We start from the raw sequence: 12,509 nt of genomic DNA on the forward strand, positions 1-12,509 counted from the left end.
GCTACGTGAGCGGCTTGGCGAGGCAGATGCTCAGCGGGTCGTTCCGGTAGTGGCCGAACTTCGAGCAGTCCGTGTAGCCGCTGGACCGGTAGAGCGCGATGGCCTCCGGCTGCTTGGTGCCCGTCTCCAGCACCATGCGGGTACGTCCCGCCGCGCGGGCGGTCTCCTCCAGCCGGGCGAGGATACGGCGGGCCAGTCCGAGGCCGCGGGCCTCGACCGTCACGTACATGCGCTTGATCTCGGCGTCGCCGTCCGAGTAGCCCTCGTCGTTGGTCTCCTGCGAGCGCCAGCCGCCGGTGGCGATGGGGCGGTCGTCGGCGTCGTAGGCGAGGAAGTAGATGCCGCCGGGCGGGTCGAACATCCTGGGGTGGAGGACGGTGGCGTCCCCCTCGCTTTCGTAGCGAGCCGCGTATTCCAGCTGGACCTCGGCGTCGAGCTTCACGGCGTCGGGGTGGTCGGCGGGGACCTGACGTATTTGGATGGCCACAGCATCGATCGTAGAGCCTGGATAGGGTGCCGGGATGCTCACTGTGACTTCCGTGAATGTGAACGGGCTGCGCGCCGCCGCGAAGAAGGGCTTCGTGGAGTGGCTGGCCGGGACCGGGGCCGATGTGGTCTGTCTCCAGGAGGTGCGCGCCGAGGAGGACCAGCTCACGGAGGCGGTGCGGAAGCCCGAGGGGTGGCACACGGTGTTCGCCCCGGCGGCGGCCAAGGGCCGTGCGGGGGTCGCGCTCTACTCGCGGCGGGAGCCGGAGCGGGTGCGGATCGGTTTCGGCAGCGCGGAGTTCGACACGAGCGGGCGGTACGTCGAGATCGACCTGCCGGGTGTGACGGTGGCCAGCCTCTATCTGCCGTCGGGCGACGTGGGCACGGAGCGCCAGGACGAGAAGGTCCGGTTCATGGACGAGTTCTTCGCCTACCTCGGCGGCCTCAAGGAGCGCGCGGCGGCCGACGGCCGTCAGGTGCTGGTCTGCGGCGACTGGAACATCGCCCACCAGGAGGCCGACCTGAAGAACTGGAAGGCCAACCGCAAGGAGTCCGGCTTCCTGCCCGAGGAGCGCGCGTGGCTGACGCGGGTCTTCGACGAGGCGTCGTACGTGGACGTGGTCCGCGCCCTGCACCCGGACCAGGCCGGGCCGTACACCTGGTGGTCGTACCGCGGGCGGGCGTTCGACAACGACACGGGGTGGCGGATCGACTATCACGTGGCGACGGCGGGGCTGGCGGGGCGCGCGGTGAAGGCGTGGGTGGAGCGCGCGGCGACGCACGGCGAGCGCTGGAGCGACCACGCGCCCGTGAGTGTAGTCTACGAACTGGGGTGATCCGGCTTGTTCCGGAGGCGGCGGTCCATCGCCATCGAGAGTTCCGCGTCCACCACGCTCTTGGCGAGGGGGCGCAGGGTCTCGGGGGGTGTGCCGGTCGCGTGGGTCCGGAGCGTGGTCGCGAAGAGTTCGGCCAGGGCGTCCGCGTGGGCGCGTATCTCGCGGGCGGCTTCGAAGACCGCGGACAGGGGGACGCCCGCGCGGACCATGGCGGCGGAGACGTCCAGGAGCCGGCGGCTGATGTGGACGAGGTCGTCGCCGTCGGTGGCGAGGTAGCCGAGTTCGAGGGCGGTGGCCAGATTCTCCGCCGTGACCTCGCCCTCGAAGTGGTCGGCCAGCTCCTCGGGGGTCAGGCGGACGGGTGTCTCCTCGGTCGGTTCGCCGAGGCCAAGGACCTCGCCCACGTCGCGGCCACTGTCGAAGGCGGTGGCGAGGTCGGCGATGCCGGTCAGGGTGTGGCCGCGTTCCAGGAGGGCGGCGATCGTACGGAGTCTGGCCAGGTGGTGGCTGTCGTACCAGGCGATCCGGCCCTCCCTGCGGGGCGGTGGGATCAGGCCGCGTTCGCGGTAGAAGCGCACCGTACGCACGGTGATGCCGGCCGCGTCGGCCAGCTCCTTCATGCGGTACTCGCGGACTTCCGCGCGGGCTTCCTCCAGGTCGGACATGGCGGCCAGCCTATGTCCTCGTACCGGCGGTAACTTTTCTCGTTCGCCCCCTACCCATGAGTAGGGGGCTGCCCTACCCTCCCAGACAGTGCCAGTGATCACTGGCGTGGTTCGGTGCGGGTACTCCGGCGGGAGGCGGCGGCATGGCCAAGCACGAGCACGTACGAGTGGCGGTGATCGGAACCGGATTCGGTGGCCTGGGGGCCGCCGTGCGACTGCGCCGCGACGGGATCACCGACTTCGTCGTCCTGGAACGCGCCGACTCGGTCGGCGGGGCGTGGCGTGACAACAGCTATCCGGGCTGCGCCTGCGACGTGCCCTCGCACCTCTACTCGTTCTCCTTCGCGCCCAACCCCGACTGGCCGCGCTCCTTCTCGGGGCAGCGGCACATCCGCGCGTATCTGGAGCACGTCACCGACACCTTCGGACTCCGGCCGCACCTGCGGCTGAACCACGAGGTGCTGATGATGCGCTGGATCGCCGAGGCGGCGCACTGGGAGATCGAGACCTCGCGCGGGACCGTCACGGCGGACGTCGTGGTCTCCGCGACCGGGCCGCTGTCCGACCCGAAGGTGCCCGACATCCCCGGCCTGGACGCGTTCCCCGGCAAGGTCTTCCACTCCGCGCGCTGGGACCACGGTTACGACCTGCGGGGCAAGCGCGTCGCCGTGGTCGGGACCGGCGCCTCCGCGATCCAGATCGTGCCGGCGGTCCAGCCCGACGTGGCGCGGCTGACGCTGTTCCAGCGCACCCCGCCGTGGGTGCTGCCGCGTGCGGACCGGGCGATCTCCGGGGCCGAGCGGTGGCTGCACCGGAAGGTGCCGGCGACCGCCGCCGCGCGGCGTGGACTGCTGTGGGGGTTAAGGGAGTTGCAGGTCCAGGCGTTCACCAGGCGGCCGGATGAACTGGCGCTGGTGGAGCGCATCGCCAAGGCCAACATGGCGCGGGCGATCAAGGACCCGGCGCTGCGGGCCGCGTTGACGCCCTCGTACCGCATCGGCTGCAAGCGGATCCTGCTGTCCAGCGAGTACTATCCGGCGCTCGCGCGGCCCAACGTGGACGTCGTCGCGTCGGGGCTGGCGGAGGTGCGCGGCTCGACCGTCGTGGCGGCGGACCGTGCGGAGACGGAGGTGGACGCGATCATCTTCGGGACCGGCTTCCATGTGACCGACATGCCCGTCGCCGAGCGGGTGGTGGGGGTGGACGGGATCACCCTCGCGGAGGCGTGGAAGGACGGCATGGCGTCGCTCCGCGGCGCGACCGCCGCCGGCTTCCCCAACTGGATGACCGTCATCGGTCCCAACACCGGGCTCGGCAACTCCTCGATGATCCTGATCATCGAGGCGCAGCTCAGCTACCTGGGCGACTATCTGCGCACGCTCGGCTCACTGGGCGCGGGCGCCGCGCTCACGCCCACGCCCGCGGCCGTCGACGCGTGGAACCATCGCGTGCAGGAGCGGATGAAGCGCACCGTGTGGAACACCGGCGGCTGCACCAGCTGGTATCTGGACGCGAACGGGCGCAACACCACCATCTGGCCGGGGACGACGACCGAGTTCCGCCGGGCGACGCGGGCCGTGGACCTGAGGGAGTACGACGTCGTCCGGGCGCGGGCGGCGACGACCGACACCGAGGAGAGCGTTCGATGAGCCGACTTACTCGATCAGTCCGACCCGCCCCGTCGGTCCGGCCCGTGCGTGAGATCTTCACGCGTTCCGGCGACGGCTCGCGCCTGCACATCGAGGTGTACGGCTCCGAGGGGGCGCCCGCAGTTGTCCTGATCCATGGGTGGACCTGCTCGACTCTCTTCTGGGCCGGACAGATCGACGACCTCGCCGCCGACCATCGGGTGATCGTCTACGACCAGCGCGGGCACGGGCGTTCACCGGCCGTCGGCCGCGGCGGCTACAGCACCGTCGCGCTCGCCGACGACCTGGAGACGGTGCTGGGCGCGACCCTCGCGCCGGGTGAGAAAGCCGTGCTGGCCGGGCACTCGATGGGCGGCATGACGCTGATGGCCGCGTCGGCGCGGCCCGCCTTCCGGGAGCACGCGGCGGCGGCGCTGCTGTGCAGCACGGGCAGTTCGAAGCTGGTGGCCGAGTCGCGCGTGGTGCCTATGCGGCCCGGCCGCGTACGCACCCGGCTGACGCGGCTGATCCTCGGCGCGCGGGCCCCGCTGGGGCCGGTCACGCCCGTCTCGAAGCGGATCCTGCGGTACGGGACGATGGGGCCCGGCACGGCGCCGGACCGGGTCGCCGCGTGCGCGCGGATCGTGCACGCGTGTCCGCGCGCGGTGCGGGTGGCCTGGTCGCATGTGCTCGGCGAACTCGATCTCGACGCGGGCGTAAGGGAGTTGCGGGTGCCCACGGCCGTCGTCACGGGGACGGCCGACCGGCTGACGCCTCCGGTGCTGGCCCGCAGGCTGGTCGAGGCGCTGCCCGACTGCGTGGGTCTGACCGAGCTGACCGGCATGGGGCACATGACGCCGGTGGAGGCGCCGGAGGCGGTGACCGCGGTGATTCGTCAGCTGGTGGACGACCACCTCAGGGCCGGTGTCGGAGAGGAGAGCGCCGTATGAGCAGGGTCGGTCTCGAAGGACAGGTCGCCGTCGTCACCGGCGCGGCACGCGGCGTCGGTGAGTCGCTGGCCCGCAAGCTGTCGGCGCGCGGTGCGCGGGTGGCGCTCGTGGGCCTGGAGGCCGACGAGTTGAAGGACGTGGCGAGCAGGCTGCACACCGAGTGCGAGCACTGGTACGCCGATGTCACCGACCACGAGGCGATGACCCGCGTCGCGGGGGAGGTCAAGCAGCGCTTCGGGAAGGTCGACATCGTGGTGGCCAACGCGGGTGTGGCGGCGGGCGGTCCGCTGCTGGACTCGGACCCCGTCGCCTGGCGGCGGGTCATCGAGGTGAACCTCGTCGGCGGCGCGGTGACGGCGCGCGCGTTCCTGCCCGTACTGATGGAGAGCCGGGGCTACTTCCTCCAGATCGCCTCGCTCGCCGCGATCGCCCCGGCGCCGATGATGAGCGCGTACTGCGCCTCCAAGTCGGGCGTCGAGGCCTTCGCGCACAGCCTGCGCGGCGAGGTCCGCCACAAGGGCGTCCGCGTCGGCGTCGGCTATCTGTCCTGGACCGACACCGACATGGTGCGCGGCGCGGACGAGGACGAGGTGATGCGCGAGATGCGGCGGCGGCTGCCGTGGCCGGCCAACAAGACGTATCCGCTGGGGCCCGCCGTCGAGCGCATCGTGTCGGGGATCGAGCGGCGTTCGCCGCATGTGTACGCGCAGTGGTGGCTGCGCGGCACGCAGTCCGTACGCGGGTATCTGCCGGGCATCGTCGCGACCGTCGGGGCCCGGCACATGCGGAGCCTCGAACCACGGGTCGGGGGAGTGGGGAAGGGGCTCGTGGGGGCGGGCGGGGCGGCGGACGAGCGGGCGCGTACGCAGCGTAATTGATCGAAATGCGCGGTATGTGGGGGCGTGCAAGGCTGGTTGAGGCCCTGGGACCCCACCATGGGCCTCACCGGACTTCCAGGAGTGAGTTCCCATGGGTATAGCGGACCAGTTCAAGGACAAGTCGCAGGAGCTCGCCGACAGGGCGAGGAAGGCGGACGGGGAGAAGGACGAGGCGGCCGAGCGCTCCTCGCAGGACGAGGACCGGACGCAGGACGAGCGGGCCCGCGCGCGGCAGCGCGCGCAGGACGCGCGTGACCGCTTCGCCGACGACTACGACGCCTGACGGTGTACGAGGAGTCTGTACGAGGAGACGCACCCGGTGCCGGGCACCGGGTGCGCCCCTTCGCGGGGCCGGGCGGCCACCGGGCGGACCCGGGCGGACCCGGTCAGGCTCGTGGCGGTAGCGGTGGGCGGCGGCGGTCCGGGACGGCGCCGTAGCCGGGTGGGGTCGCCGCCGGCTGCTTGGTCAGCAGTTCCAGCGCCACCCACACCGCGTCGTCGAGCTGCGCGTGCCGCCCCTCCGCCCAGTCGAGCGGCGTGCGCAGCGCCTCGATGTTCGGCTCCACACCGTGGTTCTCCACCGACCAGCCGTACGTGTCGAACCAGGCCGCGTTCATCGGCACCGTGATCACCGTGCCGTCGCCCAGCCGGTGCCTGCCGGTCATGCCGACCACCCCGCCCCAGGTGCGCTGTCCGACCACCGGGCCCAGCTTCAGCAGCCGGAAGGCGGCGGTGATCATGTCGCCGTCGGAGGAGGTCGCCTCGTCCGCGATGGCGACGACCGGGCCGCGCGGGGCGTTGGAGGCGTAACTGACCGCCTGGGCGTTACGCGTCAGGTCCCAGCCGAGGATGCGCCGGGTCAGTTTCTCCACGACGAGTTCGCTGATGTGACCGCCCGCGTTGCCCCGTACGTCCACGATCAGCGCGGGCCTGGACACCTCAAGCCGCAGATCGCGGTTGAACTGCGCCCAGCCCGAGCCGCCCATGTCGGGGATGTGGAGGTAGCCGCACTTGCCGCCGCTCAGCTCGCGGACGACCTCGCGGCGTTTGGCGACCCAGTCCTGGTAGCGCAGCGGCCGTTCGTCGATGAGCGGGACGATCGCGACCCGCCGTGAACCGCCGTGCCGGGCACCGCCGTTGGCCGGTGACAGGTCCTCGGCGGGGCGGAAGGTCAGCTCGACCGTCGTACCGCCGGCGGCGGACAGCAGGGGGAAGGGGCCGGTCACCGGGTCGACGGGCCGGCCGTCGACATGGGTGAGGACCGCGCCCTCGCGGATGCCCGTACCGGCAAGCGGAGAACGGGCCTTGGAGTCCGACGACTCGCCGGGCAGGATCCGCTTCACCAGCCATTCGCCGTCCCTGCACACCAAGTTGGCGCCGAGCAGGCCCATGGCGCGCTGGTAGTGCGGCGGTCCCTCGTTGCGGCGGGCGGGGGTCACGTACGCGTGCGAGGTGCCCAGCTCGCCGAGCGCCTCGCGCAGCAGATCGGCGAACTCGTCGGGGGACGCGACGCGTTCGACCAGCGGGCGGTACTGGTCGAGCACCGCGTCCCAGTCGATGCCGCACATCTCGGGTTCCCAGAAGTACGAGCGGATGATGCGGCCCGCCTCCGCGTACGCCTGGCGCCACTCGGCCGCCGGGTCGACCTCGTGCAGGATGCGGCGCAGGTCGAGATGGACGGTCGAGTCGCCGTCGCCGGTCTCGGTCGCGGGGACGGCGCGCAGTTCGTCGTCGTCCACGACCACGAGCCGGGAGCCGTCCCGGCTGAGCGCGAACCAGTCGAGGTGGTCGACGAGTTCGCTCTTGCGCGCCTTGGTGATGTCGAAGTGTTCGAGGGTCGGCCGGCCCGAGGTGTCGGCGGGGTTGGCGAACGTCTCGCCCAGCGCCCCGGAGATCGGCCAGCGCAGCCAGACCAGACCGCCGCCGCTGACGGGTTGCAGGGCCGAGTACTTGGACGCGGAGACGGGGAAGGGCGTGACGCGGCTCGCGAGTCCTTCGACCTCGACGGTGACCGTCCCTCCCCCAGAGCCTTCGGCCTGGGAGGTGCCCCCGTAGACGGCCGCCGTGCCGCCCGCAGGGACGGTGACCGTTACCGGGTCGAGACCGCCCGCGGCCGGGCGGCCGTCCGGGAGGAGCGCGAACGGCGAGGGGGTCGCCGACGACAGCGGTACGAGGTAGGGGCGGCAGCCCAGCGGGAAGGAGAGGTCGCCGGTGTGCACGTCGTACACGGGGTCGAATCCGCGCCAGGAAAGAAAGGCGAGATATCGGCCGTCCCGTGTGAAGACCGGATTCTCGTCCTCGAAGCGGCCGTTGGTGACGTCGACGATCGTGCGGTCGGCGATGCGCGCCATCTTGATCTGGCGCAGCGAGCGGCCGACGCCGGGGTGGGACCAGGCGATCCAGTCGCCGTCGGGGGAGAACGCGAGGTCGGTGACGGGGCCGTTGACGGAGCGGATCAGCTCGGTGACGTCCTCCGCGACCTCTTCCGTGCCGTCCTCCGGGACGGCGTCCCCCGTGGCATCCTCGGCGGACCCATCGACGCCCTCAACAGGCCCTGCGGACACGGGTTCTGACGTGCTGTCGTCGGACGAGTCGTCAGGAACCGTCAGTATCAGCAGCCTTCCGTCGTGCGTGCTCAGCGCCAGCCGTTCGCCGTCCGGATCGGCGATCAGCTCATGGACCCGCCCCAGCCGCCCGGAGGCCAGCCGCACCGGCGGCCGGTCGCCGGTCGCACGCGGCAGGTAGGCGATCTCGATCGCGTCCTCGCCGTCCGCGTCCGTGACGTAGGCGACCTTGCCGCCGCTGCCCAGCATCTCGGGGAGCCTGACCCGTACGCCCGGAGTGTCCGTGATGGTGCGGGCGGGGCCGTCGCGGTGGGTGAGCCAGTACAGGCTGCCGCGTACGGAGACGGCGCTCGCCCGGCCCGTGGTGTCCACGGAGATCGCGTCGACGTGGTGGGCGGCCGGCACCTGGTAGCTGCGCCGCCCGGCGCGCGGGCCACCGAGCCGTACCGACAGCTTGCGCGGCGTCGCGTCCGGCGCCAGGGAGTCCACCAGCCAGAGGTCGCCCGCGCACTGGTAGACGATCCGGTGGCCGTCGGACGACGCGTGGCGGGCGTAGAACGCGTCGTGGTCGGTGTGCCGGCGCAGGTCGGTGCCGTCGGGGAGCGTCGAGTAGAGATTGCCGACGCCCTCGTGGTCGGAGAGGAACGCGATGCGCCCGGCCACGAACATCGGGCAGTCGAGATGCCCCGGCAGGTCCTCCAGCAGCCGCTCGCCGTGCAGCCACAGCCGGCCGGTGGCGCCGCCCCGGTACCGCTTCCAGGCGGCCGGTTCGTGCGGCGGCTTACCGGTGAGCAGCAGGCTGCGCCGCTCACCCTCGATGTCGGCGATCGCGATGTCGGCGACCGGGCCCCAGGGGAGCTTTCCGCCGGGGGAGCCGTCGGTGGGGACGCTGTAGGCCCAGGAGTAGTACGAGAAGGGCTGGCCGTGCGAGGAGACGGCGAGGATCTGCGCCGTACCGTCCTTGTCCGGCGGCGTCCAGCCGCAGACGCGGGTGTCGGTCGATCCCCAGTAGCTCAGGCGGCGGGCCGGGCCGCCGGCCACCGGCGCCAGATGGATCTCCGGATCCAGGCTGCGCCAGCTCGTGTAAGCGATCTGGCTGCCGTCCGGCGAGAATCGCGGATGCCCCACTCTGGTGCGGTCGACGGTCACCCGCCACGCGCGGTCGGGGCGGTTCTTGGCCGACGAGAGCGGGGCGACCCAGAGATCGTCCTCGGCGGCGAAGCACAGCAAGTCGTCGTGCAGGTGCGGATAGCGGAGATACGCGACGTCGTCACTCACCCCCCAATGCTTTCCGTGTGGGAGGGGCGCGGCAACTCGTGGAATGAGCCAAGTTGGCCGGATCTATTCGGTGTGGTGGAGCCCACAAGCGAAACGTTGTCGTTTCGATGGGGGCGGGGTTATCTTCGTACTGTACGAAACCGTTTCGCTTGGCACTCGAAACCTTGACGGGAGGTCGACCATGGCACGCACCAGACTCACGCCGGAGCGCGAGAGCGAGTTGTACGGAGCCACGCTCGACCTGTTGCGCGAGGTCGGATACGACGCCCTCACCATGGACGCCGTCGCCGGTCGCACCCATGCCAGCAAAGCAACCCTCTACCGCCAGTGGGGGAGCAAGCCGGAGCTTGTCGCACGAGCCCTGCGCGCCAACAAGCCCGCCGATGTCACAGAGATCGACACCGGCTCGCTGCGCGGGGACTTCCACGCCATGGTCTCGTTGGCCGACGACTGCCAGATGGAACGGGACTCCGCGCTGATGCGGGGTCTGGTCCATGCCGTCCACAACAACCCCGATCTCCACCAGGCGCTGCGCGAACTGCTCATCGAGCCCGAACTCAACGGACTCGGCGTGTTTCTGCGTCGTGCCGTCGAACGGGGCGAGATCAGCGAGGACCAGCCCGCGCTGAAATACGTCACACACATGCTGGTCGGCGCCTTCGTCGCCCGGCAGCTCGTGGAGGACCGGTCGGTCGACCAGGCCTTCCTCCGCGACTATCTCGACGCCGTGCTTCTCCCCGCCCTCGGCGTCTGACCTCCCCGAAGCTCCGCAGCTACGCCTACGCATCCCTGGGCCGCTCGCCCACCTCCGGGGTTCCCCAGCAGTACCGGTGCCGCCCATGGCACCAGCACCTGACGCGTGTCGCTCTCGCGCCGTCGGTCGGCTCCCCATGCCCTTGACCCACCCCCAGACCGGGAGTACGCCTCGTGGCCACGTTTCTCTACAAACTCGGACGGTTCGCCTTCCGCCGACGAAATCTCGTCGCCTTCGTATGGGTGGCGCTGCTGGCTCTCGCCGGCGTCGGCGCCGCGTCCGCGTCCACCGCGACCTCCAGCTCCTTCTCCATTCCGGGCACGGAGGCCCAGAAGGCCTTCGACCTGCTCGAAGAGCGCTTCCCCGGCGGGAGCGCCGACGGCGCCACCGCCCGAGTCGTCTTCAAGGCGCCGGACGGCGAGAAGATGACCTCCGCCGCCAACAAGGCCGAGGTCGAGAAGATCGTCGACGAGCTGCCGGCCGGCTCCGACCAGATCGCGCAGGTCACCGACCCGTACACGGCCAAGGCCGTCTCGCAGGACGGGGCGACGGCCTACGTCTCGGTCACATACAAGGTCAGCTCGATGGAGCTGACGGATGAGACCCGTACGGCGCTGGAGGAGACGGGGGCCGACGCGCGGGGCGCCGGGCTGACCGTCGAGATCGGCGGCGACGCGCTCCAGGCCGTACCGGAGACCGGGGCCACCGAGATCATCGGCATCGCCGTGGCGGCGGTCGTGCTCGTCATCACCTTCGGTTCGCTGATCGCGGCGGGACTGCCGCTGCTCACCGCCCTCATCGGCGTCGGGATCGGTGTCTCGACCATCACCGCGCTGGCCAGCGTGATGGATCTCGGCTCCACCACCAGCATTCTCGCGATGATGATCGGCCTCGCCGTCGGTATCGACTACGCCCTGTTCATCGTCTCCCGCTACCGGGCGGAGCTGGCGGAGGGGCGTGAACCCGAGGAAGCCGCCGGGCGGGCGGCCGGGACGGCGGGATCCGCCGTCGTCTTCGCCGGGCTCACCGTCGTCATCGCGCTCGTCGGGCTCGCCGTCGTCAACATCCCGATGCTCACCAAGATGGGCGCCGCGGCGGCCGGAACGGTCGTCATCGCCGTCCTCATCGCGCTCACCCTCGTCCCGGCCGTGCTGGGATTCGCGGGCAGGCGGGTGCACGGCAAGAAGGTGCGCGAGAGGCACGCACGGGAGCGGGCCGCCTCGGCCGACGGCAAGGCGGCCGAGGGCAAGCCCAACATGGGCACCCGCTGGGCCGGTTTCGTGCTGCGCCGTCCCGTCGCCGTACTCCTCGCCGGAGTCGTCGGCCTCGGCATCATCGCTGTCCCGGCCGGCTCGCTGGAGATGGGGCTGCCCGACGACGGCTCGCAGCCGACGAGCACCACGCAGCGCAAGGCGTACGACCTGCTCTCGGACGGTTTCGGGCCCGGCTTCAACGGTCCGCTGATGGTCGTCGTGGACGGCAAGGGCGACGACAACGCCAAGCAGACCGCCGCCCGGGTCACCGACGCCGTGAAGGACCTGAGGGGCGTCGCCGCCGTGACCCCCGCCAGTTACAACAAGGCCGGCGACACGGCGACGATCACGGTCGTCCCGAAGGACCGCCCCTCGTCGGTGGAGACGGAGAACCTGGTCCATGCCATCCGCGACGCGGGCGGCGAGATCGCCTCAGGCAGCGAGGCGAAGGTCCTGGTCACCGGTGCCACCGCGATGAACACCGACTTCTCCGAGAAGATGAACGACGCGCTGCTGCCCTACCTCGCGCTCGTCGTGGGCCTGGCGTTCCTGCTGCTGATGCTCGTCTTCCGGTCGGTCCTCGTACCGCTCAAGGCGGCCCTCGGCTTCCTGCTCTCGGTCGTCGCCGCGCTCGGCGCGGTGGTCGCGGTCTTCCAATGGGGCTGGCTCTCCGGCCTGTTCGGGGTCGAGCAGACCGGCCCGGTCATGTCGATGATGCCGATCTTCATGGTGGGTGTCGTCTTCGGTCTCGCCATGGACTACGAGGTGTTCCTGGTCACGCGGATGCGTGAGGCGTACGTCCACGGGGAGCGGCCCGGACAGGCGATCTCCACCGGCTTCCGGCACGGGACGCGGGTCGTCACCGCCGCCGCGGTGATCATGATGGCGGTCTTCGCGGGCTTCATCGGCTCCAGCGAGTCCATGGTCAAGATGATCGGCTTCTCACTGGCCATCGCGGTCTTCTTCGACGCGTTCGTGGTCCGGATGGCCATCGTGCCGGCGGTGCTCGCGCTGCTCGGCAACAAGGCGTGGTGGCTGCCGCGCTGGCTGGACCGGCTGCTGCCCAACGTGGACGTGGAGGGCGAGCAGCTGCGGAAGATGCTGGAGAAGGAGACGGCCGGCGCGGGCGGGGACTCCGGGCCGGGCTCGGAGAAGGAGCTGGTGCGGGTCTGAGGTCCGGGTGGGGCCGGGTCGGTCGCCGACCGACCCGGCCCCAC

10 protein-coding genes are annotated in these 12,509 nt (G+C 71.2%); 7 read left to right on the top strand and 3 right to left on the bottom strand.

The features are described 5' to 3' along the window. Window position 1 precedes the first annotated feature (1 nt). Entirely contained in the window at window positions 2-481 is a 480-nt protein-coding gene (locus ACIBLA_RS08200; protein WP_363242220.1) for a GNAT family N-acetyltransferase, read from the bottom strand. Between the two features lie 40 nt (window positions 482-521). Between ACIBLA_RS08200 and ACIBLA_RS08205 the strand changes: the two genes are divergently transcribed. Next, entirely contained in the window at window positions 522-1,322 is an 801-nt protein-coding gene (locus tag ACIBLA_RS08205) for an exodeoxyribonuclease III (protein WP_363242132.1), read from the top strand. Here ACIBLA_RS08205 and ACIBLA_RS08210 read toward each other — a convergent pair. After that, window positions 1,307-1,987, bottom strand: a complete 681-nt coding sequence (locus tag ACIBLA_RS08210) for a MerR family transcriptional regulator (RefSeq protein ID WP_399198120.1) — start codon at window positions 1,985-1,987, stop codon at window positions 1,307-1,309. The genes ACIBLA_RS08205 and ACIBLA_RS08210 overlap by 16 nt on opposite strands. 143 nt (window positions 1,988-2,130) lie before the next feature. Between ACIBLA_RS08210 and ACIBLA_RS08215 the strand changes: the two genes are divergently transcribed. From ACIBLA_RS08215 to ACIBLA_RS08230, 4 genes are all read left to right on the top strand, one after another. Continuing rightward, on the top strand, window positions 2,131-3,636 hold the full coding sequence (locus tag ACIBLA_RS08215; RefSeq protein WP_399198121.1) for a flavin-containing monooxygenase: 1,506 nt from the start codon (window positions 2,131-2,133) through the stop codon (window positions 3,634-3,636). Next, a complete protein-coding gene (locus ACIBLA_RS08220; RefSeq protein ID WP_363242129.1) occupies window positions 3,633-4,565 on the top strand; it encodes an alpha/beta hydrolase in 933 nt (310 codons plus the stop codon). Before ACIBLA_RS08215 ends, ACIBLA_RS08220 begins: the two co-directional genes overlap by 4 nt. Further along, window positions 4,562-5,443, top strand: a complete 882-nt coding sequence (locus tag ACIBLA_RS08225; RefSeq protein ID WP_363242128.1) for an SDR family oxidoreductase — start codon at window positions 4,562-4,564, stop codon at window positions 5,441-5,443. Before ACIBLA_RS08220 ends, ACIBLA_RS08225 begins: the two co-directional genes overlap by 4 nt. Window positions 5,444-5,534: 91 nt before the next feature. Next, window positions 5,535-5,726: a hypothetical protein gene (locus ACIBLA_RS08230; protein ID WP_363242127.1), complete on the top strand. Its 192-nt coding sequence runs from the start codon at window positions 5,535-5,537 to the stop codon at window positions 5,724-5,726. A 103-nt stretch (window positions 5,727-5,829) separates the two neighbouring features. On the opposite strand, the gene ACIBLA_RS08235 is transcribed toward ACIBLA_RS08230, so the two are convergent. Then, window positions 5,830-9,285, bottom strand: a complete 3,456-nt coding sequence (locus ACIBLA_RS08235; protein WP_399198122.1) for a S41 family peptidase — start codon at window positions 9,283-9,285, stop codon at window positions 5,830-5,832. 181 nt (window positions 9,286-9,466) lie between these two features. On the opposite strand from ACIBLA_RS08235, the gene ACIBLA_RS08240 reads away from it, so the two are divergent. Then, a complete protein-coding gene (locus tag ACIBLA_RS08240; protein ID WP_363242125.1) occupies window positions 9,467-10,039 on the top strand; it encodes a TetR/AcrR family transcriptional regulator in 573 nt (190 codons plus the stop codon). Window positions 10,040-10,212: 173 nt separating this feature from the next. After that, on the top strand, window positions 10,213-12,465 hold the full coding sequence (locus tag ACIBLA_RS08245; RefSeq protein WP_363242124.1) for an MMPL family transporter: 2,253 nt from the start codon (window positions 10,213-10,215) through the stop codon (window positions 12,463-12,465). Window positions 12,466-12,509 lie beyond the last annotated feature (44 nt).

Origin of the sequence: Streptomyces sp. NPDC050433 (genome assembly GCF_044458565.1) — a bacterium.
GTDB lineage: Bacteria > Actinomycetota > Actinomycetes > Streptomycetales > Streptomycetaceae > Streptomyces.

Bases quoted from the DNA above. Each gene is read 5' to 3' on its own strand.
- ACIBLA_RS08225 (WP_363242128.1), top strand. From the start codon at position 4,562: ATGAGCAGGGTCGGTCTCGAAGGACAGGTCGCCGTCGTCACCGGCGCG.
- ACIBLA_RS08240 (WP_363242125.1), top strand. From the start codon at position 9,467: ATGGCACGCACCAGACTCACGCCGGAGCGCGAGAGCGAGTTGTACGGA.
- ACIBLA_RS08220 (WP_363242129.1), top strand. From the start codon at position 3,633: ATGAGCCGACTTACTCGATCAGTCCGACCCGCCCCGTCGGTCCGGCCC.
- ACIBLA_RS08230 (WP_363242127.1), top strand. From the start codon at position 5,535: ATGGGTATAGCGGACCAGTTCAAGGACAAGTCGCAGGAGCTCGCCGAC.
- ACIBLA_RS08215 (WP_399198121.1), top strand. From the start codon at position 2,131: ATGGCCAAGCACGAGCACGTACGAGTGGCGGTGATCGGAACCGGATTC.
- ACIBLA_RS08205 (WP_363242132.1), top strand. From the start codon at position 522: ATGCTCACTGTGACTTCCGTGAATGTGAACGGGCTGCGCGCCGCCGCG.
- ACIBLA_RS08210 (WP_399198120.1), bottom strand. From the start codon at position 1,987: ATGTCCGACCTGGAGGAAGCCCGCGCGGAAGTCCGCGAGTACCGCATG.